The 26252-nt window shown below is 38.8% G+C and carries 19 protein-coding genes; 8 read left to right on the top strand and 11 right to left on the bottom strand.

The window, feature by feature from the left end; all coding sequences use genetic code 11:
- Positions 1-61: 61 nt before the first annotated feature.
- The 9 genes from FLEMA_RS0106345 to FLEMA_RS0106385 form a co-directional block, all read right to left on the bottom strand.
- Positions 62-1015: a glycosyltransferase family 9 protein gene (locus tag FLEMA_RS0106345; protein WP_159102656.1), complete on the bottom strand. Its 954-nt coding sequence runs from the start codon at positions 1013-1015 to the stop codon at positions 62-64.
- A gap of 186 nt (positions 1016-1201) precedes the next feature.
- A complete protein-coding gene (locus FLEMA_RS0106350; protein WP_026994743.1) occupies positions 1202-2182 on the bottom strand; it encodes a glycosyl transferase in 981 nt (326 codons plus the stop codon).
- A 41-nt stretch (positions 2183-2223) separates the two neighbouring features.
- Positions 2224-3372 carry a glycosyltransferase family 4 protein gene (locus FLEMA_RS0106355; protein ID WP_026994744.1) on the bottom strand — a complete coding sequence of 383 codons (1149 nt, stop codon included), beginning with the start codon at positions 3370-3372 and terminating at the stop codon, positions 2224-2226.
- Between the two features lie 52 nt (positions 3373-3424).
- Entirely contained in the window at positions 3425-4252 is an 828-nt protein-coding gene (locus FLEMA_RS0106360) for a glycosyltransferase family 2 protein (protein ID WP_044170979.1), read from the bottom strand.
- A 206-nt stretch (positions 4253-4458) separates the two neighbouring features.
- Positions 4459-5235, bottom strand: a complete 777-nt coding sequence (locus FLEMA_RS0106365; RefSeq protein ID WP_174395947.1) for a queuosine precursor transporter — start codon at positions 5233-5235, stop codon at positions 4459-4461.
- A 129-nt stretch (positions 5236-5364) separates the two neighbouring features.
- Positions 5365-6597, bottom strand: coding sequence for a pyridoxal phosphate-dependent aminotransferase (locus FLEMA_RS0106370; protein ID WP_026994747.1), 1233 nt, complete (start codon positions 6595-6597; stop codon positions 5365-5367).
- A gap of 436 nt (positions 6598-7033) precedes the next feature.
- A complete protein-coding gene (locus FLEMA_RS0106375) occupies positions 7034-8389 on the bottom strand; it encodes a Gfo/Idh/MocA family protein (RefSeq protein ID WP_026994748.1) in 1356 nt (451 codons plus the stop codon).
- Positions 8390-8608: 219 nt separating this feature from the next.
- A complete protein-coding gene (locus FLEMA_RS0106380; protein WP_026994749.1) occupies positions 8609-9472 on the bottom strand; it encodes a sugar phosphate nucleotidyltransferase in 864 nt (287 codons plus the stop codon).
- A gap of 58 nt (positions 9473-9530) precedes the next feature.
- Positions 9531-10613, bottom strand: coding sequence for a mevalonate kinase family protein (locus tag FLEMA_RS0106385; protein WP_044170983.1), 1083 nt, complete (start codon positions 10611-10613; stop codon positions 9531-9533).
- Positions 10614-10853: 240 nt separating this feature from the next.
- On the opposite strand from FLEMA_RS0106385, the gene FLEMA_RS0106390 reads away from it, so the two are divergent.
- On the top strand, positions 10854-11867 hold the full coding sequence (locus FLEMA_RS0106390) for a LacI family DNA-binding transcriptional regulator (protein ID WP_026994751.1): 1014 nt from the start codon (positions 10854-10856) through the stop codon (positions 11865-11867).
- A 260-nt stretch (positions 11868-12127) separates the two neighbouring features.
- Here the strand turns inward: FLEMA_RS0106390 and FLEMA_RS0106395 are convergent, their stop codons facing one another.
- Complete coding sequence (locus FLEMA_RS0106395) at positions 12128-12889, bottom strand: hypothetical protein (protein WP_026994752.1); 762 nt, start codon at positions 12887-12889, stop codon at positions 12128-12130.
- Positions 12890-13121: 232 nt separating this feature from the next.
- Between FLEMA_RS0106395 and FLEMA_RS0106400 the strand changes: the two genes are divergently transcribed.
- The 6 genes from FLEMA_RS0106400 to FLEMA_RS67725 all read left to right on the top strand — a co-directional run bounded on the left by FLEMA_RS0106400 (position 13122) and on the right by FLEMA_RS67725 (position 18622).
- Complete coding sequence (locus FLEMA_RS0106400) at positions 13122-14081, top strand: vWA domain-containing protein (RefSeq protein ID WP_026994753.1); 960 nt, start codon at positions 13122-13124, stop codon at positions 14079-14081.
- 124 nt (positions 14082-14205) lie between these two features.
- Entirely contained in the window at positions 14206-14826 is a 621-nt protein-coding gene (locus FLEMA_RS0106405) for a hypothetical protein (protein WP_144080047.1), read from the top strand.
- 58 nt (positions 14827-14884) lie between these two features.
- Positions 14885-16060, top strand: a complete 1176-nt coding sequence (locus FLEMA_RS0106410; protein WP_026994755.1) for an acetyl-CoA C-acyltransferase — start codon at positions 14885-14887, stop codon at positions 16058-16060.
- Between the two features lie 57 nt (positions 16061-16117).
- Positions 16118-17062 carry a phosphoribosylaminoimidazolesuccinocarboxamide synthase gene (locus FLEMA_RS0106415; protein ID WP_026994756.1) on the top strand — a complete coding sequence of 315 codons (945 nt, stop codon included), beginning with the start codon at positions 16118-16120 and terminating at the stop codon, positions 17060-17062.
- A gap of 90 nt (positions 17063-17152) precedes the next feature.
- Entirely contained in the window at positions 17153-17575 is a 423-nt protein-coding gene (locus FLEMA_RS0106420; RefSeq protein ID WP_026994757.1) for a hypothetical protein, read from the top strand.
- A gap of 126 nt (positions 17576-17701) precedes the next feature.
- Complete coding sequence (locus tag FLEMA_RS67725) at positions 17702-18622, top strand: ribonuclease Z (protein ID WP_044170992.1); 921 nt, start codon at positions 17702-17704, stop codon at positions 18620-18622.
- A 6-nt stretch (positions 18623-18628) separates the two neighbouring features.
- On the opposite strand, the gene FLEMA_RS0106430 is transcribed toward FLEMA_RS67725, so the two are convergent.
- The gene (locus tag FLEMA_RS0106430; RefSeq protein WP_026994758.1) at positions 18629-20836 is read right to left on the bottom strand and encodes a T9SS type B sorting domain-containing protein; all 2208 of its coding nucleotides are present in this window, start codon (positions 20834-20836) and stop codon (positions 18629-18631) included.
- 840 nt (positions 20837-21676) lie between these two features.
- Here FLEMA_RS0106430 and gltB point away from each other — a divergent pair.
- On the top strand, positions 21677-26245 hold the full coding sequence (gene gltB, locus FLEMA_RS0106440) for a glutamate synthase large subunit (RefSeq protein ID WP_026994759.1): 4569 nt from the start codon (positions 21677-21679) through the stop codon (positions 26243-26245).
- The last annotated feature ends 7 nt before the right edge of the window (positions 26246-26252 follow it).

The raw sequence follows: 26252 nt of genomic DNA on the forward strand, positions 1-26252 counted from the left end.
CCAAGCCCGTTGCTGGTATATTGATGAAAGTGTTAGAGCCGAGCTAAAAGTGGCTAATCCACTAGATTTTTTGTTGTACTATTGTCCAAACATCGTCGAAAGATAAGCCCGAACACGGACTATCTTTTTTGGAAATAATAGTAGCATTATCTGTTTTGTACCCGCCCGAATAAGGAAGATAATTTTCAAAGTTAACAAATTTTCCAAACAGTAATAGGCCATAAGTACCTACTGCATTGGCCAAATGAGCTGGGCCACTATCGACACCGATAAAAAATTGGGCTCGACGAATAATCTCGGCTGTTTCTAATAATGAAAATTTTCCACAGCAATTGGTGTATCCTACAAGGTTTTGGTTGATTGAACTTTTCAAGCCTACTTCTACTACTTGATACCCTGCTTCGTTGAGTTTGCCAATGAGGTTTTCCCAATGGTATACTTGCCAGTCTTTAGGCGAATAGTTGGAATGGCAGTGAATAGCAATAAATTTTTCGGGCAAACGAATAGTATCTACACGAGCTTTGTTGGCCGAACTGATATATACTTTGGGTGTTTCGTTGAGCAGTGGTAATTGGGCAATCTGGGCAAATACTTCTATTAAATTACCAAATTGAAAATAATTTTGTACAGTAATTCCCAAAGTTTCGGCATAAGGATTTTTTAAAAAAGTTTGGGTATATGGATAAATCCGTAGCTTGGGCATGTGAAGGTTGTACAGGTGCGAAAAGCCATTGTACCGAGCCAATAACATACTATGAAAAACGCTATATTCTACAATTGTAACATCGATATTAGGATTGCTATCGATGAGTTCTCTAAAAGGTTTTCTGACCACCCAAAATACAATACTATTAGGATGAATCTTTTTAATTTCTCGTGAAAGCGGCTCGCAGGCTACAATATCGCCAAAGTGTTCGGCCAAAATAACACCAATGAGCTTTTTTTGAGGATTAGTAATTTTGTAAAATAAGATAAGAAAACTGGTTTTTAGAAAGTACCAAAAAGATGTAGCCATATCCACGATTTTGTGAAATCGATGAATCCAAATTTCTATGAAACGGTTTATAGTCATTGTAATTATTCTTATATCAATATTCTTGATAAGATAAAAAGAGCACCTCATCATTGGTAGTGAGTTTCCTGATGATGAACCTCTTCTGGGTTGAAAACTATTATTTAGGTTTTTATGAACTACGATTGATTATTGGTTCAGCCATTCGATGGTTTTTCGGAAAGGCAATTGCAATGCTTTTCTTACACGTTTATAGCGTTTGATTTTAATAGGTTTGATATAAAAGCAAGGGATTTGGATATAGTATTCGTTGAAATTATCTTTTAATTGTTGGGCATAGTATTGGAAAAGAGCAACAATATCGGGCCTATTGTCAAAACTTGAACGGTTTTGATATTTAGATACCTCGTTAGGTTTTTTTAGCTCATAACCACTATAATGAAAGAAAATTAGAGGTTCGCCATTGATAAAATATTTATTATTTTGTTGGCTAACTGTTCTTTCATGCAGATTCCAATAGGCCACATTATAGCCAGGGTATTTGTCTACCAATACATCATTGGGAAAGAATAATGGCACAAAGTTTATCCAATGTTGGTCTACAAAAAGGCCATTGCACAAATCTATTCTACAGTCTTTGGCTAGTCGGTCTTTCCACCAATCTACCATTTTGTAAGTAGCCTCACTTCTTGAAGTTGCAATGAATCCCAGATTATACAATCCTGTACTGAGGTGGTCGGTTTCTTTGGTATTGAGGTCGTCGTTGATAGGCGAGCAAATATGCGGTGTTACTACCATCGAATATTGTTCAAGCGAATGTTCTAATTTAGCCAAGCTATCAAATACAATGATGTCGGGGTCAAAATAAATAACATTTTTAATATCGGGTCTATTTTTATAGAAATAGTCGATAAAATAGGGCTTTACAGCTGTGTTTAACTCGGTAATATTATAATTTTCGCACATTTCTTCAAAAAACTCAATATTGATTTTATCAATTTCGAGCAATTGAAATGGCGGTACTTTATCTGCTTCTAGTGTTACTTGGTCGAGTCTGTCAACTAATCCGATTACAAATTCTACAGATGGATTCTGTACTCGCAACGACTGCCCCAAGGTTTGGGCTTGGGCTAAATAATTGATAGAACAGATGGTAAAAGCTAATGTCATAGTGATGATTGATATATTTAGGCAGAAGTTTTTTCCGCTAATTATTGTGTTAGAATAGCCAAAAAGGTATCAAACGCATATTGTGTTTGGTGTCGTTCTAAGACTTTTTTATGGGCATTTGTGCCTTTTTCGGTACGCTCGGGAGTATTTTGTATAAGCTGCTCAATCTGTTTGGCAAACGCTTGTACGTCCAGATAATCTATCAAAAATCCTGCGTTGGTTTCTACAAAATCTTTTGCTCCGCCTGCTTGGTCAAAGCAAATAATAGGTTTGCTCAACAGTGCTGCTTCTAATACTACCAACGGATAGGGGTCTTCACGAGAAGTCAGGGCAAAAATATCGAACAAGGCCATGTAATCTAAAGGATTGGCAACAGCTTCTACAAATTTGAGATTATCCAATTTGAGCCGCTTTTTGTCGATATTAAATAACTGAAAATCGGCTTGCTGATGCGAGCCACCAACCCAAACCAAATAGACTCCGTGTGCTTGAAGAAGGTGGCCTATTTGTAAAAATAAATCAACTCCTTTTCTTAAATCTATCGTACCCATTCCACCTACCACAAAAGCCTGTTCTGGAATACCTAGTTGCTTCTTGATACTAGCGATTTGCGACACATCGGGCTTGTAATTCATGGCCGCTTCGGGTAGTAAAGAAGGAAGTACGTCTATCTTGTTGGGCTGAATCCCAAACTGATTGATTAAGTTTCCTTTTACAGAATCGGCACAGGCAATATACCTATGAGTACCATTAAGAGTATTTTGAATATTTTTGGCCGAGCTGTACATATTAATACCCATTTCTAGCTCGTGGATATACGAGTAAATAGGACAACCTAGCTGGGTTAGCTCAGGGAAAATATCGCCATTTGTAAAAGTATTGGAAACAATTAAATCAAATTGTTTGGCTTTGAGGGTATTCCAAAGTGGGCCAGTGTTGTTAGCCTTTCCCAGAATCTTCTGCTTTACTTTTTCCAGAAGGATTCGTTTAAGGCTTGTCGATGGAGCTTGGTATAATACAAACGTTTCGGCAATAGCCCGATAGTCGTCAACAAGTGGGCCGCCGTATTTGAGTAGTACCGAAAATTCTATTTGTGTTTTTTCTTTTAGTAGTTTAAGAAACCTCAATAGTAGAATCTGAGCACCCGCCCGATTAGCATCATGCCCGACAAAGAGAATTTTTTGTTTCATAGAAAATTAAGCCACTACTAAATTGTAGATTACAAAAATACGAAAATATTTGTTAGGAATTGGTTAGATTCTTGATGATAGTATTGTAATGCTGTACTGTTTTGCTCAAAATATCGGTATATTCTTGCTGATAGGCAAGGTCTATAGCCTTAAACATTTCCATGCGATTTTGAAGGAAAAACAGATTCTTAGGGGTATGAATAGTGGTCATACCACCACTATGCTTACGATAACAGCCCATCGTTTCGGGCAAATACTTGATTTTCCCGTGTCGAGCCGCTTGTATAAATATACCTAAATCGCCACTAGCCGATTTCCACCACCAATCTGCCAGCCCGCTCTGAAATACATTTCTAAAAACAGTACTGGCTGTACCCAAAATCCATTTGTTATCTCTCAACAAATCGCTAATGTCGGAGGTGTCGGCTTGGTCGGGGTCGTTGAAAGGATGAGCAGGCGAGTTGTCTTCATAAATCACCTCAAGCTGATGATGACAAATACTATATTCAGGGTGATTATCAAGAAAATCAACTTGTTTTTGAAGCTTCAGTGCATCTGTCCAGTAGTCATCACCTTCGCACAAAGCGATATACTGGCCACTGCATTGTTCAAATAAGAATGCTACGTTATTTTTTCCACCTAATTCTCTGGGCGTTGTGGGGCCAAGGTTTTGGGGGTGTAAAAAAGCTTTTATCTGAGGAAATTGTGAAGCATATTGCTGAATAATAGCTTGTGTGCCATCGGTAGAGGCATCGTCGCCAATTATTATTTCAAATGCAAAATCAGTTTGTTGCATCAAAGCTCCTTGTATCATTTGCCCAATAAATTTGGCATGGTTAAATACAGGTACTAAAATGCTTACTTTGGGTTGTTTTTTCATGTAATTTTCAACAAGAATACTAGTAAAAAGCATTGTTAGGGCTTTTTGTTAGTATCATTAAAATTTAGAACTATAAAGTTGGGGCTAAATTTTTAGGTCACCAAGCAAATAGGGGCATATTCATCTACAGATTGTATGAAAGGTAGGTTTTGATAAATAAACCTAACCAAAGCCCTGCAAGATCAAGTTGTATTGCAGGGCTTTGGTTAGGCTTGGCCAGCTTCAGAAATAAGTTCATCCGATAACTCTTTTCCTAAATAGCCATCAATCAAATTATGGGCTAAATAGATAAGCGGTGTCATGAGAATTGCCGAGAAAAATTTGTACAAATAGTTGTTCAACGAAGTAGAAATCCATTGGTCGATAGTCCAGTTGCCAAAAACAACAAAGGCAATACCTATTACCACAAAGCTGTCGATAAGCTGTGATACCAAGGTCGAGCCAGTGGCTCGTAACCATATCTTTTTATGCCCAGTAACTTTTCTGATAGAATGAAATACATAGGCATCCAAGATTTGGCTGATAAGAAAAGCACTCAACGAACCCGTAATAATTCCCAAGCCTTGACGAAAGATTTTGGCAAAGGCGTAGTTAATGTCAAAGTTATTATCGCCTTTGTTAACATCAATCCAAAACTGAGCAGGCGTAAGCAAGGTAGCTCCATAAATAATAACAAAGCTGTAGGCAATGAACCCTGCTGTGAGGAAAGAGATTTTTTTTACGCCTTTTGTACCAAAATATTCATTAATAATATCGGATGTAATAAATACAAAAGGCCAGTTTAATGCTCCTGCGGTTTGGTTGATGTCCCATGTACCAAAGAAAGTTTGGAGATGCAAAGGGCTAAAACCGAGGGTTTGCTCGACCGAGAAAATTTTAGCTCCAACAATTTCGGCTACAATGGCGTTGGTGAGGAAAATACCAAATAGGAAAACATATAGTTTGGAACGCTTAGAATTTAGTATGGAAGTATCAATACTCATTTTTAAGGGATTTAGACAATGTTGGGTATAAAAAAGAGTCAGATTAGTGATAATCTGACTCTGTATAAAATTAACTAAAAATCTGAAAAAAAGTTATGGAATAACACGCTTTCCTCTAAAAAGACCTAATTATCCCGAAATTTTGGATTTCCCCTTTCTGTGATTTTCAAAATGAAGAGCAATTTTACCCAAAGCTAATTCAAGTTGTTCTAGGTGAGGAAGGAATACAATTCGGAAGTGGTCAGGTTCTTTGAAATTGAACCCTGTGCCTGCTACTACCAAAATACGTTGTTCTTCTAAAAGACTTAACACAAAGTCGCCATCGTTTTTGAAGTCGAATTGTTTTAAATCAAATTTGGGGAACAAATACATTGCACCTTTGGGCTTTACACAGGTAACACCCGGAATAGCGATCAGTTTTTGGTGAGTTAACTCCATTTGCTTGTACAAACGCCCCGTAGGAATTACCAAATCGTTGATAGATTGATACCCACCCAAGGCTGTTTGAATACCATATTGGGTAATAACATTGGCACACAAACGCATACTTGCCAAAAAGCTAAGCCCTTCTATATAAGATTTGGCCTTGTGTTTAGCTCCTGTAAGTACCATCCATCCGCCTCTAAAGCCTGCTGCACGGTAATTTTTGGACATACCACCCATTGTCACTACAAGGGTTTCTTCCGACATCCCTGCGGTGGTATGGTGTACCGCTCCATCATAAAGGATTTTGTCATAAATCTCATCGGCAAAAACAATCAGCTTATGTTTTTCGGCCAAACGAACAATACCTTCTACTATACTTTTTTCATATACAGCACCTGTAGGGTTGTTGGGGTTAATCAATACAATACCACGTGTTTTCTTTGTGATTTTGGCCTCAATATCTTTTAAATCAGGATTCCAGTCGGCGGCTTCATCACATACATAATGTACAGGTGTACCACCAGCTAGGCCAACCGAGGTAGTCCAAAGGGGATAGTCGGGTGAAGGAATCAAAATTTCATCACCAGTATTCAATAAGGCAGTCATTACCAAAGATATAAGCTCACTTACGCCATTGCCGATGAATACATCTTCAATTTCGATATTTCTTACGCCACGACTTTGATAATACTGCATTACGGCCTTGCGGGCGGCAAACAACCCACGAGAATCGGCATAACCTTGAGCGTTGCGAATATTCATGATGATGTCATGAATAATTTCGTCAGGAGTCTCAAAGCCAAATGCCGCTGGGTTGCCGATATTCAAAGAGGTGATTTTATAGCCCTCACGTTGTAATTGGAGAGCCTTATCATAAACTGGACCACGAATATCGTAGCGGAGCGAATCAAGGCGACTACTTTTTAAGATTTCCATGCAATTGTTGTTTGTAATGCTTATTCAAGCAATAAGCACGAGCAGTGGCTGTCAGAAGGGTGTTGTCAAGGAATTGTTGGTTTTATTGATTGTTGTTGGTATGAGCAAAACAATGAAAAGAACATCATAATATGGTGGTTTTCAAATCAAAAATATCAAACAATGCTTTTAAACATCTTTTTAAGAATTTTTCTGATGGCTAATGGCTACGAGTTATTGGTTAAATAGTTTTGTTTCAAATAAATAATGGCGGCAAAGTTCAGAAAAAAAAGTGAATCCTAGTATTTTACTAGAGATAATTTTCAAGATAACATGAGTATTTATGGCTATTGGGCATTTTTGTGGAAGAAGAGGGATAAAAAAATATCTCCACGAGCCTATAAAAGGCCCGAGGAGACTGCTTTCATCCATATTTTACGTATTACCAATACTTATGCTAAACTTCCAATCCAAAGATTGGTTTTCGGGTTTTCCACTTACCACGTGTAAAATCGGGGATTGCTACTGGGGCCGATCCCTTGGCAATCGACATTTCAGAAAGTGGACTGATGGCCGACCACGCTGCTGCATCGTAGACATCGATAGGAGGGGTGGTTTTGTTTTTGACAGCATTAATAAAATCACGGATAACAAAATAATCCATACCTCCATGACCTGCCCCAACGGCCTCTTGTTCTAATTTTTTCCAAACGGCATGGTCATATTTTTTCATATAGGCTTCATCCGATTCCCAAACATCGTTTTTTGCCGATACTTTTTCTACATAAATCTGGTTGCCTTCGTCCATCCACAAGCCACTTGCACCTTGTACCCTAAAGCCCAACGAATAAGGACGAGGCGAATTGGTGTCGTGTGTAATTAAAATAGTTTCGCCATTGGCACACTTAATCATGGTTTGTACAACGTCTCCCAATTTGAATTTTACCTTTGCATTTGGGTGATTTTCGCCCCCATTGTCTACGATATATTTGTGTAAAGCAACGCCTTTTGATGCCATCGACGTTAGGTACAAAAACTGATTACCACGGTTGATATTAATCATTTCGGCTACAGGCCCCAAGCCGTGTGTTGGATAAAGGTCGCCGTTTCTATCAACCGAATGCTGGGTTCTCCATTTGGCTTCACTGAAGGCATTTGCCCCAAATTCGACACCACCACCGTAGGCTTGTTTGCCATTGTTGAATTTTACATGCCGCAAATCGTGTTCGTAACCACATTCTAAATGAGTGATTTCACCAAAAAGATTGTCACGAACCATATTCAATACAGCCATAACATCGCGACGGTAGCATACATTCTCGAGCAGCATGCAGTGCGAGCCTGTTTTTTCGAAGGTATTCACCAAATCCCATGATTCTTGCAATTTTACGGTAGCCGAAACCTCCAATCCTGCATATTTTCCTGCTTTCATGGCGGCTAGTGCCATCGGTACGTGCCATTCCCATGGTGTGGCTATAATGATACCGTCGATATCGTCGCGCTTTACCATGTTTTCAAAATCTAGGTCGTTTTTACCATAAACAGCAGCCTCTTTTCTCCCTGACTCTTTCAAAATCTTCTGAGCGGCTGCAATAGCCTGTGGGTCAATATCACAAATACAAGTAATCTCTACCTCTGGAAAAGCCGTAGCATTTTTTACGTGGTTTCGACCTCGTAAACCTACACCAATAAAGCCTAGACGTACTTTTCGGTCATCTTTCTTGGCTAAAACACTATTGGGCAGTACCAACCCTGCTGCAAGGGCGATACCTCCTTTTTGTATAAAATCGCGTCGTTGTAATGTCTTTTTCATACTCAAAATATTAGATAAGTTATGCGTTAGAAAGTGCTGTTTAATTTGTCAATGAGTAAATATCTGATTGTACCACAGAAAAGTTTTTATGGATATAAAACCAATATTCTTCTTGTAAAATAATCGGAGGAATCTTTTTAAAATACTAACAGCCATTTGACAATACAAAATGAGTGAAGCGTTCATTTATTATCAGAGCTTTAATGGATTTGAATATCATTAAAAAGAGTATGTTTCCTCCAAATATGCTTTCACTGTTTCTATATCATGTTTACTGGTAAGGTCGGGTACATTTTCGGCCAAAGGGATACAGTATATTTTTTTATGAAATACCTCGTTCATCATCGAAAGACTAGTGGGTAATTCTTTTTCGTTACGCTCGGGATGAAAAGGTGTTTGTACCAAAGCTGGTAGTATATCTTCGGCTTCCAATACAAAGGCATTCATACTTACGCCAATTCGTCCATATTTTTGTAGTACTTCTTCAGCTTGCTGTTCGCTAGGTTTTTCTATGATTTTATGAAGAAAACCTTGTTCGTCTGGCTCTATAATGGCAAATGCTTTGATTCTTTCAAGAGGAAAATCTAGGCTATCTCTATCATAACTAACCAGTGCGTTGGTATGCGGGCAGTTCCAGAGTACCTCCAAAGCCTTTACAGAGTACAGGTTGTCGCTATTACAAACAATGGTACGTCCTTTTTGCCATTGAGGATGTTGTTGTAAAGCTTGCCAAACGGCATCGGCTGTACCCGCAGGCTTGATTCGGTCTTGACTAATTGTTTGTCGTGCAAAAAAGAAAGTAAGTCCCCAATGCTTGCCTGTTTGCACTAAGTTTTCATAATAAGGTTGAGTAAAGCTGTCGTTTGGATGTAATAATAATAAAACTTCTTCAACGCCAGCCACACTTGCATTGTACAATTGATAGTCAATCAGCGATTTACCTTCTTTTCCTAGTCCAATCATGCCTTTGGTAAGAGTATTAGCTTGGTCGATAAGTTCTTTTTCGATGTGTTGAATATCTTGTGCGTCTTTTTTCATTCTGGAAGCTACACCGCCTGCCAAAATAAGGATTCTTTTTTTCATAGAAAATTGAGTGTATTACTCAATAGCTCGCCGATTGAGGGGGGCTACTGTGTTATAGTTAATTGAGGGTAAAGTCTGTGCTGCCTTCGGCAATATCAATAATATAAGCCTTTCCGCCTACTTTCTCGATAGCTTCTACTACTGCTTCGGGGTTGTTGGGGGTATAGGCAAACATACAGCCACCACCTCCCGAGCCATTGATTTTGCCACCTAATGCTCCTGCATTATTGGCTACATGAATCATGCGGTTGATTTTGTCGGTCGACACCCGCTTGGCATCTCTGAGGTTGTCTTGATGTTGGTTGAGCAATGTTCCAAAATACACATTGTCAAGTTCTTGGTTTTCAAACATATTTTGGGCTTTTCTCAAAATATCTCTGTCTGAAAGATTGCTATGAAACAGAATAAACTCATCTGTATTCAGAATAGAGCGGTAATCATGAGCAGACTCAATAGGAGCAGTGCTTAAATCAAAGTTTGGATTATAATTTTTGATTTTTTGGAGTGCTTCTAGCATCCCAAACTTTACATGTTTGAGTACCTTGAGGGTATCTTTTGGTTCGAGCGAATCGCCCAAAACAAATGAGCCAAATGCTGGATTATAGGCTTTTACCTGAATTTTGGGGCTCGACTCCAAATACATGATATGCCCAATTGCCGTAGCGTATTGGTCCATGCGTCCTCCTGGTTCTCCAAACTCTTCTACTTCTGCCAAATAGGCCAGTTCGCCTACCTCGATAGGGTCGATGGGCTGTCCGGCCATTTTGAGTAAAAAATGTGTCCATGCTACCACTAATGCCGACGAACTCGACGTTCCCGAATTAATTGGAATATTGCCCTGTACTGTTATGTCGAAGCCTTCGGGAAAAGTAATTCCTTTTTTTCGTTCTAAGATATTGAATACACTTCTGAAATAATCTCGGTCTTTTTGGTAAGACCGAATGCTTTGAAGCTCAAAGGATTCTTCAGTATTAATATCGGGCAAATGGATTTGAACATTACTCGAATGTTGTGTGCTTCCAGCAATCTCTATCCTTTTTGAAATAGCTGCCGCAATAACAGGCAAGCCTAAATAATCTTGATGCTCGCCAAATAAACAAATACGCCCTGGCGTGGATACTTTTATGCTTTTATAATTCATAGTTTATAGTTACAAAGCGATAAGTTGATAAACAAAAATAGGCATTTGTTGGCTAGTTGGGTAGCTTAATTGGTGCGGTTTGTAAGAAGAATATCTGTACAACCGATTGTGCAACATTGTGCAACCGATTGTGCAAATTTTGGTGAATATAGTATTAGCTTTGTAACAGAATAGCGATGTGGTTTTGGAGAGAAACAAGAAGGGCTATTTCCTGAAAAATGACACTTTATTATTGACCCAATGGCACAGAATCAAACTACCATGAAAGAATTAGCCAAACGCCTAGGAACGTCTGTTTCTACGGTTTCGAGGGCTTTGCAGAATCACCCGCGTATTGGTATTAGGATGAAAGAACAGGTACTAAAACTGGCTCAGGAGTTGAATTATGTGCCCAATTCAACGGCTATTAACCTGAAAAAACAACAGACGTTTCATGTTGGGGTAGTTTTACCATTTTTGACAGAACAGTTTTTTTCACTGGCAATTACAGGAATAGAAGACATCCTCTTTGAAAAAGGCTTTAGAGTAATACTTCAGCAGTCAAGAAATAGTTTTGAAAGGGAAAATTTGGCGATTAAATCGTTGGTCAAGCATGGGGTTGATGGTATCATTGTATCGGTTACGTCTGAAACGTATCGTACCGAACATTTCTTGGATGTCAACAAACACGGTATACCTATTGTTTTTTTTGATAGGGTTATTCGTAATTTGCCCAATAGTTGTGTGTATTCCGATATTATGGTTGGAGCTTTTGAAGCGGTAGAGTTTTTGTTATCAAAGGGGCTTAGTAAAATAGCGTTGCTCAATGGCCCCAATACTTTATATGCTACCGACGAGCGTTTTCAGGGATATGTGGAGGCTTTGAGGAAGCACCAAATTCCTATTTTGCCACAGTATATCAAAGGGGGCGACCTAACCAAGGAAGATACTGTCTTGAAAATGCAAGAATTGTTGAATCTGCCCGAGCCTCCGCAGGCGGTATTGGCCTTTCACGATTATGTTGCTATGGATGCTATGCAGGTATGCCGACAAAATGGCCTGACGATTAACCAAGATATTTATTTTGTGAGTTTTTCTAATCTTACTTTTTGTAATTATTTAGAGCAACCTCCTATTGCTAGTATTGAACAGTTTCCGTATGAAATGGGAGCAAAGGCTGCCCAATTATTGATGGCGGCTATGAAAGCTCCCCAAACTTATATCCGTGAGGAGGTAATTATCAAATCAAAGCTTATTGTGAGAGGGGGAGGTTAGCTGTATTTGAAAGGATTAATTATTTGATAGTGAGTTGTTTGTGTGTGTTTTTGGGTTGTAATAAGTTATGAGTTTAATGATTGGGTTATTTTCCTATTAGCGGGCTAATTTATTCTTCAACTAATAGGAAAATGTATATCTCAAACGACAAGCCCGAAGAGCTTACCACCCTAAAATCAGTCGCACCAGTTTCAAAAAAGGAAAGGTAATTATTAGGTGTAACATCTTAATCAGTTCTCAATGAATGAAATCACTAAATATTACTCGCCATGTTGTTCAAACAAAAACGTAATCTCATTATTAGGGAGTTTGTAGACCAACTGCACATATTTAGCATTTTTGAATATTGGCACAAACACATCGCCACGCAAAGAAGTATGTGCTGATAAGGTATTGCTATTAAAGCCTTGTTCCGACCACGTTCGGCGTTCATTGTGAAGCCTATCCATATTGCTGTAATAGTTTTCGTGGTCGATAATTCTTTTTACGCTAGCAAATTGCACCATAGCATTGCCCAGTTCCATACCTGTTGAATATCGATCATGACGAGACGACCTGCCACTCGACGAGGCCATAGCTACAATACCCCCAATAAATAACACAGTATTCAGTACTTTGGCTTGTTTGAGTTTTTTGTCTTGTAGTGCCATCTGATAATTGGTATCATTCATTTTTTCTCGTGGTTCTACTCCCTCCAGCACAATAGGACTAATGCTATCGGCCATAATAGGACTCATATTTTCGTTGAGTGGGATAAGTTGAAAATGAGTGGGAGATGTAAACATATCTTTGCTCGAAAGATTAAAGATTTCAGTATCGAAGGCCATATATTCGTTGAATTTGCCATTGAACGATACCACAAGTTTTACGCTATCTTTCTCGTCTTTTACTACAGTTTTACCATCTATTACAACACTATGGTCGGCAATGGGCATTAGTTGTAATGGCCTTTGGGTGCTTGTACAGGCACTCATCAACCCTACTAGCAAGGCCATTATACAAAATATGTTATCTTTTTTCATGAGTTATCAAATTTGTTTTGTTCACAATAAAACAGTAACTACAACCTAGTGAATAACAAAACAGAAAAGCCATATCTATTAAATCTATCATACCGATATGTCTCTGGGCTATTGCTATTTATGGCCATTATTGCTTCGTTAATGTCAAATAATGACAGGCAATAGGGAAGAATCCCCCATTGATAAAGCACAAAAATTTGCATTTATTGTAAGTTCTGTTCAATTTTATCGTATGAATTGGAATGCGGATTTAGGGCAAACAGAAAAACTATTCATTGCTCTTTTTATTATTATATACATTTTTTATTTGATTAGAGTTTTTTGGATAGCCAAAAAACTCAAAACAATTGCACGTTCAAGTGTTTTGAAGTTTATTTTAAGAAGTGTTTATTTTTCTTTGTTGATAATGGCACTGATGGACCCTTATTTTGGCGATATCAATGGTACTATCAAAGCCGAAGGACGTGATATATTTCTGCTTGTTGATATATCAAAGTCGATGGATGCCACCGATGTACAACCTAGCCGAATAGAAAAAGCTAAGTTTGAGATGAACCGCCTAGTCAATCATTTTACTAGCGACAGGGTAGGAGTAATTGTATTTTCGGAAGATGCCTTCTTGTTGTCGCCCTTAACCTTCGATCGAAACGCCATTAATCTTTTTATACCTCGTATCAACACCGACCTACTGCCACAAGGAGGTACAAATTATAACCCTGCTTTGGAATTAGCCCTCGAAAAACTCTTGAAAGCCAAAACCAATAACAAGTCGAAGGTAATTGTATTAATCAGTGATGGCGAAAATTTTGGTAACTTTGATAATACCCTCCTTACCCGAATCAGAAGGAATGGAATCAATCTATTTACGGTGGGGCTTGGTACAGCCGACGGCACAACCCTAAAAGAAGGAAAGTTTTTCAAAAAAGATGAGGATGGAAATGTAGTTATAACAAGATTAGATAGTGATTTTTTGAAAAAAATGGCAGCCGAAACAAGAGGTAACTATTTAGAAATCAACAGTGTTTCGGATAGTTTTGTGGAGTTGATAACGGAGGTCGAGAAAATATCTGCTAATTTGATAGACCAACGTGTTGTAACAGTAACTGCAAATAAATATTTTTATTTCTTAATAGTTGCGTTATTTTTGCTAGGAATAGACGTATTCTTTACTGTCAGAACGTTTCAGCTTTAATATTTATAGTAGGACAAAATCTATTTGGCCGTTGTGAAACGTAAATATATCGAGAGGAAAAAAATTGAATTACTTTATATTTTACATATTTCTTTGGATTTTGGAAAATGGCTCATTTGCAAAAGTGAGTGCAAGAAATCAAGCAAAACTTGAAGCTGAAAAGGCTTTTAGGAGTGGCAATTTCCAAGATGCGGTTAAGTATTACCAAGCAATCTCACAAAACTCATATTTTACCCCTCCCGAGGTGGTATTGAATCAAGCCCACGTGTTATTGCTTTCAAAAGATACCCTACAGGCTCAAAAGATGTATGCAAAATTGATAGATTTAGAAGAGCCAACAATGGCATCTACTACCTATTGTCAATTGGGTTTATTGGCGTGTACATCGCACGATACCAGTAAAGCCTTGAGATTGCTAAAAAAATCATTAAAACTAAATCCTGAAAATAAAATTGCTCGTTATAATTTTGAATTACTCAAGCAAAAATACAAACCAAGGATTGACCCTCCCAAACCACAAAACAACAACAATGCTGTGCCTCCTCCACCGCCAACGATGGACAATCGGGAGGTTGCCAAAGATGACGCTCAGAACGAAATGCTCAAAACACTCAAAAATTATGGTTTGACTCCTGAAAAAGCAAAAATGATTTTGGATGCAATGAAAAATAATGAAGTACAGTATATCCAACAACGAAACGGACTCCTGAAAAAGAATACTGCTACTATGAAACAAAACTGGTAACTATTTTATTTTACATTACATAACCACCATTAAATAATAAATTAACTTCAATATTATCATGCAAGAAGTATATATTGTATCGGCCGTAAGAACGCCAATTGGGAGTTTTGGAGGGGCCTTGTCAAGCTTGTCTGCTACCGATTTAGGAAGTATTGCTATCAAGGGGGCTGTCGCAAAGGCTGGAATTAAGCCAGAGTTGGTAGAGGAAGTACTCATGGGAAATGTTATTTCTGCCAATTTGGGGCAAGCACCTGCCAGAATTGCGACTCTAAAAGCCGGTTTACCCAACGAAGTCCGTTGTACAACCATCAATAAAGTATGTGCTTCGGGGGCAAAAGCTATTATCTTTGCAGCACAAAGTATCATGCTCGGCATGGCCGATGTAATAGTGGCAGGTGGTATGGAAAGTATGTCGAATGCTCCCTATTATGTGCCAAAAGCAAGATTTGGCTATAAATATGGCTCAGAAACATTGGTGGATGGCCTAGAAAAAGATGGCCTTACCGATGCCTACGACGAATGTGCAATGGGGATTTTTGCCGATAGAACGGCTCGTAAATATGGTATCACTCGTGAAGACCAAGATGACTTTGCCATTGAGTCGTACAAGCGTAGTGCTCATGCCGCATCGTCGGGTTATTTCAACGACGAAATAGTGCCTGTAGAGGTACAAACTCGTAAGGGAATTATTACAATAACTGAGGATGAAGAATTTAAAAATGTTAATTTTGAAAAAATTCCTAACCTCAAGCCTGCTTTTGAAAAGAAAGGAACGGTAACAGCCGCCAATTCGTCAACCCTCAACGACGGGGCTGCTGCATTGGTGTTGATGTCAAAACGCAAAGCCGAAAAGTTGAAGTTAAAGCCTTTGGCTAAAATTATAGGATTTGCCGATGCCGAACAAGAACCCGCTTGGTTTACAACAACTCCAACTGTAGCTGTACCAAAAGCAATTCGGATGGCAGGCTTAATTAAAGAAGAAGTAGACTTCTTTGAAATCAACGAAGCTTTTGCTGTTGTACCGCTGGCTTTTGAAAAAATGTTGGATATTCCGCACCACAAAATCAATGTACATGGTGGTGCTGTATCGTTAGGTCATCCACTTGGGGCATCGGGAGCACGTATTGTCACAACCTTGATTGGTGTCTTGAACCAAAATGGGGGACGTATCGGGGCTGCTGGAATTTGTAATGGCGGAGGCGGTGCTTCTGCAATTGTGATTGAAAAAATGTAACATCAATAGGCGGTTGCGTAAATTACTACGGTAGTTTAAGTTTCTGTCAAGCTAACAATGAACGTAATAAAAAGTACCAATTTTAATTTTCCCCATCAAACGGGTTTCTATAAGGGTAAAGTACGTGATGTGTATTCTTTCGAGGATATACTGGTAATGGTTGCTTCCGACCGTATCTCGGCTTTCGACGTAGTATTGCCCGAGGCTATTCCTTATAAAGGACAAGTACTTAATCAAATTGCAGCACATTTCTTGGGTGCTACCAAAGATATTGTACCCAACTGGTTGGTGGCCGTACCCGACCCCAATGTAAGTGCTGGCTTGAAATGCGAGGCTTTCCCTGTAGAAATGGTAGTAAGAGGCTATTTGGCTGGCCATGCGGCTCGTACGTACAAATCGGGCTTACGCACACTTTGTGGAGTAACTTTGCCAGAGGGATTAAAAGAAAATGATAAATTGCCTCAGCCAATTATTACACCAACCACCAAAGCTCATGAGGGTCACGACGAGGATATTTCTCGTGAAGATATTCTAGCAAAAGGCTTGGTTTCGGAAGAGGATTATGTTCAGCTTGAAAAATATACGCTAGCTCTTTTTGAAAAAGGTACTCAGATGGCAGCCCAACAAGGCTTGATCTTGGTAGATACCAAATACGAATTCGGTAAAATAGATGGCAAAATTGTTTTGATAGACGAAATTCATACGCCAGATTCATCTCGCTATTTTTACCTAGATGGTTATCAAGAACGTCAAGATAACAACGAAGCTCAAAAACAGCTTTCTAAAGAATTTGTAAGAGAATGGCTTATAGCCAATGGTTTCCAAGGAAAAGAAGGACAAACTGTACCTGCGATGTCGCCAGAATGGGTCAATCAGATTTCGGCAAGATATATCGAATTGTTTGAAAAAGTAACGGGTAAAGCATTTGAAAAATCGGAATCAACCAATATTCTGGAAAGAGTAGAACAAAATATTCTAACATTTTTGAACGCCAAAGCATAGTTATTGTCAATACAAAAGTGGAGTTTTGTTGTTGTGGGTTTCCCCGATTAGCTAAACTATCATAAACTTGTATTCATAAAGTAGTATAATATGAATTTCAAAATTGAAAAAAATGAACAGTATGCTCTAGTCGAGCTAAACGAAACGGCTTTAACACAAGACAATTATGCCGATTTGGAAAACTTGGTTCGCCAGTTATTTCGTGCAGGCTATGGCAATATAATTATAAAATTCGATTCTATCGTTGAATTGGATGGACACGGTATTTCTGTGATTCGTAAAGCCAATAAAATATGCTTGAACGAATTGGGATTATTGATTATCGTAACCAAAAACGAGGAAATTGTCGACCAGTTGGATAGAGCCAAAATCGAAGATTTAACAATTATGCCAACCGTCCAAGAGGCTATTGATGCCGTATTCTTGAACGAACTCGAAAATGATTTTCAGTCAGAAGATGAAGATGAGTTTGGTGGAGGTGAGTATGGCGAGTCGTCTGAAGATGACTATTAGGCTATTTTTCGCTAAAAAGTTTCTGAACAAAAAAACCTTATTCGACGTTAGTCTGATAAGGTTTTTTTATATCTTGTGAGTCGGCACAATAATTTTTGTTCATAATACTATTAAAATAAGTATATTTTGAGTTTTCAACTTACCATTTTAGGCACGGGTTCTGCTAATCCTGTTTTGTCTCGGAATCCAACAGCTCATCATTTAATGATTGAGCACGACGGCTATTTGATAGATTGTGGCGAGGGTACACAAATACAGTTGCTTAAATACAAAATTAAGGCTACTCGCATCAAGTATATTTTTATTACACATTTGCATGGCGACCATTTTTTTGGCTTAATTGGCTTGCTTTCAACCCTCAATATGCACCATCGCCTAGAGGACTTATATATTTATGGCCCCGCAGGCTTGGCCGATATTATTACGATACAACTCAAGTATTCTGACACAAGGCTCAACTTTAAAATACATTTTGAAGAAACGCGTTCAAACGAATCCTATATGCTTCTCGAAAATGAACACGTCAAGGTAACAACCATTCCGTTGATTCATCGTGTGCCTTGTTGTGGTTTTTTGATAGAAGAAAAAACTAAACCTCGCAAAATTGTTAAGGAGCTACTACCCGCCGATGTTACTATCGAACAAATCAAACAACTGAAAGAGGGTATAGATGTTTTGGACGACAATGGTAAGGTACTGTATGCTACCAAGCATTATACTACTGCCGCTCCTCAGGCCGATAGCTACGCTTTTTGTTCAGATACACTGTATCATGAAAGTATCATAGATATTGTAAAAGGAGTAAAGCTTTTGTATCATGAGGCTACTTTTTTGCACGAACTAGAAGAACGTGCTGCCGAAACTTTCCATACAACGGCTCATCAGGCTGGACTGATAGCTCAGAAGGCAGGAGTTGGTAAATTATTAATAGGGCATTTTTCGTCGAGATACCGTGATATTACACCATTTTGGACTGAAGTTCAGGCCATTTTCCCCAATGCCGAAGTGGCTGAGGATGGACGTGTAATCGATTTTCGAGATTTTTAAATAGCTTTACCTGAGTAAAGTAATCCACCCTTTAAATTCTTTCTTGGTAAACTTTAATACATAATAGTAGTCGCTGGCAGGGAGGTTCTCGCCATACCACTGAAACAACCTATCGAAAGATTGGTATACCGACTGCCCCCAGCGATTGAAAATTTGGATATATTCAAATTTTTCAAAACAACTGTTTTCGGGCAAATCATCGATAGCAAAATAGTCATTTTTCCCGTCGTTGTTAGGTGTAAAAACATTGGCAGGCTTAAATTCATAGTCCATTATTTTGTTCTTTAATACAACTTCTACTTGTACAGTATCAAATCGTATAGGGCTACACGAATTATCTTCTGTAACAAAGTTGATGGTAAAAGTTTTTGCATCACTATCTTGTAATAAATCGCAGCTTAATTGCCAGCTAAATGGAGCATTGATACTACCGATACCATCTTTATTGGCCCAATTAGCCCCAACAGCACTTAGGCTAAAATTAATTGGCTGAGCATATACCTTAATAGGGTCATTTTCGGGGTCTTTCGACAAAACATCAAAGTTGAGTAAATGCGTTTTTTCGCCATCCAAAATAATTTCTAACTGATTTTTAGGCAAAGTCGTACTAATACTAGGAGCTTTGCTATCGATAGGCAGTGGCTTGAATGCCACAGCAATCGTATCTTGTTGGCTTCGGTTGCATCGGGTATCTGTTACCATAAAATCAACAATATAATCGTCTTTACGAATACTACTACATAAAGGACTCCAAACAAATGGAGAGCTAGCCGAACCTATACCACTAGCTCCTGCAAAGCTCATACCTGCCTGTGCCAAACTAAACCCTCGTCCTATGGCTTCAATCTTGATTTGGTCGTTATCAATATCATTTCCTAATACATTAAATTTCAGCGTAGTATTGATCGTAGCCTCTGCACGGTTTTTACCTAAATCTGTACTAATACTAGGCTTGTTGTTGGTTTGAGGCTCAACAATCACTTTTACGGTTAGGGTATCGATAAGCTGCTGAGGACAGCCATTGTCGGCCGTAATTAATTGAAATACCAAAGGCTTGCCATCAATACTTTCCGAACACGCATCTAAGCAAACCTGTGTTTTGAGGGTATCCTTGCTTGTTTGTACAAAATAGGTATTAGGTATTTTTATCAAATTAGCATCTGTAAAGTTGGTAGCAATCGCCTTGATAGTAAGTTCTGTAGAAGGATTAGGGTCGGTAAAATATAGGTTAAAACATTTATCCTTATTCTCTTTTTTTAGATAAATCGTTTGTGAAGGTTTATAGAAGGCACTTTCTCCTGCTACTTTGACAAAGCTTTGAGGAGCATCGTTTGAAGCACAGTCTACTACCTTCAACTGAAAATCTCGGCGAACAGCTCCTATTTTTTTCCCATTTCGATACTCTTCGGTAAGCACACAAAACACAAATAGCCCTAACTGCCCAGCAGTAACAGTTAAAAGCCCAGTTCTGCGATTAACACTCAGCGGGCGACTTCCAGGTATGGCATTGGTATTGCTATAGCCCGAAGCCCAATTAATAACAGGATAATTACTACTTCCTGTTGGCAAATCTGGTTTGGGAACTTGTGTGGTGCTAAAACCACTCAAAGGAGTTACAAGGCTATACACAAGGCTGTCGCTATCGGCATCGGTAGCACTAAAGTCGAAAGTAAAAGGGCGATTAATACAGATATAGTCACCTTTAAGCTCTTTGAATTTGGGCGAAGAGTTGTCTATCGTAAGCGGAGGAAATTCGAGATAAAACAACGATGATGCCTGAGCAGGATTGACAATATTGGAAATAATATTGTTGCGGCAACACCTATCCCAAACAATGTAGTACCCGTCGGGGTCGTTAAATACGCTGGCCTGTAGTACAATAAGAGTGCTGTATTGAATAAGTCGTGTTCTGAGCGTAGATATACCTCCACATTGAGGATTAGTATAACCAATAAGATTATTGTTGGTTATAGGCATGGTTACATAGCCCATAACCTGATTGTCTTTTTTGCGGAAAAAGCCTAATGTAATGGTATTATCAATAGCGGGTAAATTACCGTTAATATCATCAAAATAAAGGTTTAAGGATACCCTATGTGTATAAGTTCCTTGATTATTGACCCTCTGTAGGTCAATTTCTCCACCAACAATATGCGTAGCTATTGCAGGGTAAGTCCAAAAAGCCAGTAGAATTAGCAGTAGATTTTTTTGCATGTGTTAAAAGGTTGAGCTTTGGCTAAGACGGCAATTGTATGAGGTTAATCTATTGTGATATAGAAGATTATTCGTAAATTTAATACGATTATTACAAGAAACAAATGTAATTAATCATAGGACTACTTGCAGGCTGAAAAGGTTGCTTAGGAATAACAAAAAATTATCAATCTTGATATAACGCCAGTAACAAGTAAATTATTTTATGGGTCACTTCAAATCTTCATCTCAAGCTATACAATTTTAGTAAAATAGCACTAGAGTACTGATTCTACTAGGCCATGCCATAACCTACTAAATGTGGGGCTAAATACCGCTAAAAGAAGAAATATATAGATTTTTTCAAAAAAAAACCGATTCTTTATTTTAAAAATGGCGATGTTAGTTTTTTGTATAAAAAATACTGAAAAAATGATTTTTATGAAAAAACAGGTTTGTTTTTGGTTGTTAAAAGTAGTATATTTTGGTAAATATTCATTTTTAGGTTGTGTTTTTTGACTTTTTTGCAAAAAAAGCCTTTGAGGTTTAAATTGTATCTAACTAAGATTATTTTTTGCAAAATCTTGATTTTATTCAATACAGACGATTATTCGGCAAAATGCTATTTTGTCCAAATATTTTTTTGTATATCTTTGTAAAAGCGAAATAGAGTGGAGTAAATATTGCTAATATCACAAAGAAAGGTCGGAATAAATTATACGTAAAAATTTTGATATTTTCAAATAAACGTAAGTTTTAATTCAAACTTTTCAATAGACTAGGGATAAAAATACCACTAACACAAATAAAGGCTACCTAGACAGGTTAAAATTTTAAACTTAAAAAACAAACCCCATTACCATGACTAACTTTGATAATCAAGGGTTGTATCGCAAGGAATTCGAACATGATGCTTGTGGTATCGGTTTCGTAGCGAACATGAAGGGCAGAAAGTCGCACAAAGTAGTGGCCGATGCTATTCAAATGCTTATTCGCATGGACCACCGTGGAGCTTGCGGCTGCGACCCTAATTCTGGTGACGGTGCTGGTATTCTAGTACAGATTCCTCATGAATTTTTCCTTGAAGAGTGTACAAAACTTGGCATTGATTTGCCGGCTGCCTTAGAATATGGCGTCGGTATGGTTTTCTTTCCAAAAGATAAGACTACTCGTGACGAGTGTAAAGAAATCATTGCCCGAAAAGCCAAGAAGTTAGGTCTGGAAATTTTGGGCTATCGTGTTGTACCATGCGACAATTCGGAAATTCAGGGTGCTGAATCTGGAAATACCGAACCTCAAATGGAACAATTGTTTATCAAACGTCCTGCTGGACTTGAAGAACAGGCTTTTGAACGCAAATTGTACGTATTCCGCCAGTTTGCTGCTAGAGTAATCAACGAAACGGTGAAAGCCGTAGAGGGTAAATTCTATTTTGCTTCACTTTCGGCTCGTACTATCATTTATAAGGGTATGCTCACTACGATGCAAGTACCTGGTTATTTTGATGATTTGCGTCGTGAAGAGTTTACTTCTGCTTTGGCCATTGTTCACTCTCGTTTCTCTACCAATACTTTCCCTGAATGGCGTTTGGCTCAGCCTTTCCGTTACATCGGTCACAATGGCGAAATCAATACCGTAAAAGGAAACTCTTCGTGGATGCAGGCTCAATCGGCATTGTTCCAGTCTGAGTTGTTTACGAAAGAAGAAATGGATATGATTTTGCCTGTTTGCCAATTAGGCCAGTCAGATTCAGCCATTCTCGATAATGCTATCGAATTATTGACGCTTTCGGGGCGTTCATTGCCACACGTAATGATGATGTTGATTCCTGAAGCATGGGATGGCAACGAACAAATCGAAGAATATAAACGTGATTTCTACGAATATCATGCTGCCATGATGGAGCCTTGGGACGGCCCAGCTTCTATTTCATTCACAGATGGTAAAATTATTGGTGCTACCCTCGACCGTAACGGCTTGCGTCCTTCTCGTTTCTGGGTAACCAACGATGATTTTGTAATCATGGCTTCTGAGGCAGGTGTATTGGATATCGACCAGTCGACTGTTATCAAAAAAGGACGTTTACAGCCTGGTAAAATGTTTATTGTAGACATGGAGCAAGGTCGTATTATTCCAGATGAAGAGCTAAAAGAAAAAATCTGTAAGCAACAGCCTTATGGCGAGTGGCTAAGAAACAACAAAATCAAAGTTGAGAATTTGCCAGCTGCAGGAGCCGAATACCGTGTTCCTTTTGAAAGAGAATTGTTGTTGCGTCAGCAAGTATTTGGCTTTACTACCGAAGATTTGCGTGTAGTATTGGCTCAGATGGTTGAAACTGGTAAGGAAGCTTTGGGCTCGATGGGTGTCGATACTCCTTTGGCTATTCTTTCAGACCAAGCTCAGCATTTATCATATTATTTCAAACAGCTTTTTGCACAAGTTACCAACCCCCCAATTGACCCTATTCGCGAGCGTACTGTAATGTCGTTGCTTTCTGATATTGGAGGTTTGAAAAACTTGTTGAAAGAAACACCAGAACATTGTCGTCAGATTGAAATTCGTCAGCCTGTACTGACCAATGCTGAAATAGAAAAAATTCGTTGGATAGACCACCAAAACTTCCAAACGAAATCTATTCATACTACTTTCAGAGCAAACGGTGAAAAAGGACAACTCAAACGTGCCTTAGATAGAATTTGTCAATATTCTGAAGATGCCGTTGACGATGGTTACGCTATCTTGTTGTTGACCGACCGTGGTGTTGATAGCTCTCATGCACCAATTCCTTCATTATTGGCAGTAGCAGCGGTGCATCATCACTTAATTCGCAAAGGCAAAAGAGCACAAGTAGGCTTGATTGTTGAAGCGGGCGATGTTTGGGAAACACACCATTATGCTACCTTAATTGGTTTTGGGGCTTCTGCCGTAAACCCTTATATGGCTTTTGAAACCATTCGTGGTATGAAAGACAAAGGTATTTTGCAGGTAGATTATCCTTATGAAAAATTACAACAAAACTATATCAAAGCTGTTAATGGTGAGTTGTTGAAAATATTCTCGAAAATGGGTATTTCAACGCTTCAATCTTACCAAGGTGCACAAATCTTTGAAATAGTTGGTTTGGCCAAAGAGGTAGTAGATAGATATTTCTCAGGAGCAATTTCTCGTATCGGAGGTATTGATTTGGAAGGTATTCAGAAAGAAGCCCTTATCAAACACCGCAACGGTTATCCTGAATTGCCTGTTCCTAATCCAAAATTAGAAGTAGGTGGGGTGTATCAGTGGAAACACCGTGGAGAGGCTCACTTGTTTAATCCTGAAACCATTCACTTATTACAACAGTCGACCAAAACAAACAACTATCAACTGTTTAAGAAATATTCAAAATTGGTGGATGACCAAACTGAAAAAGCAATGACCCTTCGTGGTTTGTTGAAATTCAAAAAAGGCACACCAGTACCAATTGAAGAAGTAGAACCTGTCGAAAATATCTTCAAACGTTTTGCTACAGGGGCTATGTCATTTGGTTCTATTTCTTACGAAGCTCACACAACTCTTGCTATTGCGATGAACCGCATTGGTGGTAAATCGAATACAGGTGAAGGAGGAGAAGACCCAATTCGTTTTGAAAAAATGGCGAATGGCGATTCAATGAACTCTGCTATCAAGCAAGTGGCTTCGGGTCGTTTTGGTGTAACTGCCAATTATTTGACCAATGCTCAAGAGCTTCAAATCAAAATGGCTCAGGGGGCAAAACCAGGTGAAGGAGGACAATTGCCTGGCCATAAAGTAGATGATTGGATTGGTAAAACTCGTCACTCAACACCAGGTGTTGGGTTGATTTCGCCACCACCACACCATGATATTTATTCAATTGAAGACTTAGCTCAGCTAATCTTCGACTTGAAAAATGCCAACCGTGCTGCACGAATCTCTGTAAAGTTGGTGTCGGAAGCAGGTGTTGGTACAATTGCAGCAGGGGTTGCCAAAGCTCATGCCGACCATATTTTGATTGCTGGACACGATGGAGGTACAGGGGCTTCGCCACTTTCTTCTATTCGTCATGCAGGTTTGCCTTGGGAACTTGGCTTGGCCGAAACTCATCAAACGTTGGTTCGTAACAAATTGCGTGGCCGTGTAACAGTCCAAACGGATGGTCAAATCAAAACTGGCCGTGATTTGGCTATTGCAGCTTTGTTGGGTGCTGAAGAGTGGGGTGTTGCTACAGCAGCATTAGTGACAGCAGGTTGTATTATGATGCGTAAGTGTCACTTAAATACTTGTCCTGTTGGGGTGGCTACTCAAGACCCTCGTTTGCGTGCTATGTATACTGGTAATCCAGACCACGTCGTAAACTTATTCCATTTCTTAGCTCAGGAATTCCGTGAGGTAATGGCTGAGTTGGGCTTCCGTACCGTAAACGAAATGGTTGGTCAGGTTGACCGTCTGGAAATGAAAGATAACGTTAATCACTGGAAATACAAACACTTAGACCTTTCTCCAATTTTGTACAAAGAGCCAATGTCATTGGATGTAGCCTTGTACAAACAAGAAGAACAAGACCACGGTTTGGATGTACAGGTAGACTGGAAATTGTTGGAAATCGCAAAATCAGCGATTGAAAACCAAGAAAAAGTATCGGCTGAGTTAGACGTAATCAACGTAAACCGTACTATTGGTACTATGCTTTCTAACGAAATTACGAAAGTATATGGTGCTAAAGGCTTACCAAACGATACCATCCATATCAAGTTTACAGGTACTGCTGGTCAGTCGTTTGGGGCGTTTTCGGTCAATGGTATTACTTTTGAATTAGAAGGCGATGCCAATGACTATATCGGAAAAGGACTTTGTGGTGCTAAATTGATTGTTTATCCAAACAAAAAAGCACCGTTCAACCCTTCAGAAAACTCGGTAGTAGGTAACGTTTCATTCTATGGAGCTACTTCTGGCGAAGCTTATCTGAGAGGTATGGCAGGCGAACGTTTCTGTGTACGTAACTCTGGTGCTAAAGTGGTAGTAGAAGGTATTGGCGACCACGGTTGCGAATATATGACAGGTGGCTTGGTTGTCGTTCTTGGAGATACTGGCCGTAACTTCGGTGCAGGTATGTCGGGTGGTGTAGCTTATATCTGGAATCAAAAAGGTGATTTTGCTTCAAAACTTAACGGTGAAATGGTAGCTATCGAAGAGTTAACTACCGAAGATGAAAATATCTTGAGATTGTACGTTGAGCAACATTTACAATACACAGATTCTGATGTGGCTAAAAATATTTTAGATAATTGGTCAACAGTATTAGGCCAGTTTGTGAAGGTAATGCCACAAGATTTCAAGAAAGCTTTAGCATCTCGCAATGTAACAGTTGCCGAGGTTCTTGAAAATAAAGATGTTGTGTACAAAGACATTCAAGTTGAAATTGCTCACTAATCTAATT

Origin of the sequence: Flectobacillus major DSM 103, assembly GCF_000427405.1 — a bacterium.
GTDB classification, from domain to species: domain Bacteria; phylum Bacteroidota; class Bacteroidia; order Cytophagales; family Spirosomataceae; genus Flectobacillus; species Flectobacillus major.

Coding starts and splice junctions, on each gene's coding strand:
- FLEMA_RS0106365 (WP_174395947.1), bottom strand. CDS start 5,235: ATGAGTATTGATACTTCCATACTAAATTCTAAGCGTTCCAAACTATAT.
- FLEMA_RS0106410 (WP_026994755.1), top strand. CDS start 14,885: ATGCAAGAAGTATATATTGTATCGGCCGTAAGAACGCCAATTGGGAGT.
- FLEMA_RS0106390 (WP_026994751.1), top strand. CDS start 10,854: ATGGCACAGAATCAAACTACCATGAAAGAATTAGCCAAACGCCTAGGA.
- FLEMA_RS0106375 (WP_026994748.1), bottom strand. CDS start 8,389: ATGAAAAAGACATTACAACGACGCGATTTTATACAAAAAGGAGGTATC.
- FLEMA_RS0106395 (WP_026994752.1), bottom strand. CDS start 12,889: ATGAAAAAAGATAACATATTTTGTATAATGGCCTTGCTAGTAGGGTTG.
- FLEMA_RS0106420 (WP_026994757.1), top strand. CDS start 17,153: ATGAATTTCAAAATTGAAAAAAATGAACAGTATGCTCTAGTCGAGCTA.
- FLEMA_RS0106415 (WP_026994756.1), top strand. CDS start 16,118: ATGAACGTAATAAAAAGTACCAATTTTAATTTTCCCCATCAAACGGGT.
- FLEMA_RS0106345 (WP_159102656.1), bottom strand. CDS start 1,015: ATGGCTACATCTTTTTGGTACTTTCTAAAAACCAGTTTTCTTATCTTA.
- FLEMA_RS0106400 (WP_026994753.1), top strand. CDS start 13,122: ATGAATTGGAATGCGGATTTAGGGCAAACAGAAAAACTATTCATTGCT.
- FLEMA_RS0106370 (WP_026994747.1), bottom strand. CDS start 6,597: ATGGAAATCTTAAAAAGTAGTCGCCTTGATTCGCTCCGCTACGATATT.
- FLEMA_RS0106360 (WP_044170979.1), bottom strand. CDS start 4,252: ATGAAAAAACAACCCAAAGTAAGCATTTTAGTACCTGTATTTAACCAT.
- FLEMA_RS0106385 (WP_044170983.1), bottom strand. CDS start 10,613: ATGAATTATAAAAGCATAAAAGTATCCACGCCAGGGCGTATTTGTTTA.
- gltB (WP_026994759.1), top strand. CDS start 21,677: ATGACTAACTTTGATAATCAAGGGTTGTATCGCAAGGAATTCGAACAT.
- FLEMA_RS0106380 (WP_026994749.1), bottom strand. CDS start 9,472: ATGAAAAAAAGAATCCTTATTTTGGCAGGCGGTGTAGCTTCCAGAATG.
- FLEMA_RS0106350 (WP_026994743.1), bottom strand. CDS start 2,182: ATGACATTAGCTTTTACCATCTGTTCTATCAATTATTTAGCCCAAGCC.
- FLEMA_RS0106355 (WP_026994744.1), bottom strand. CDS start 3,372: ATGAAACAAAAAATTCTCTTTGTCGGGCATGATGCTAATCGGGCGGGT.
- FLEMA_RS0106430 (WP_026994758.1), bottom strand. CDS start 20,836: ATGCAAAAAAATCTACTGCTAATTCTACTGGCTTTTTGGACTTACCCT.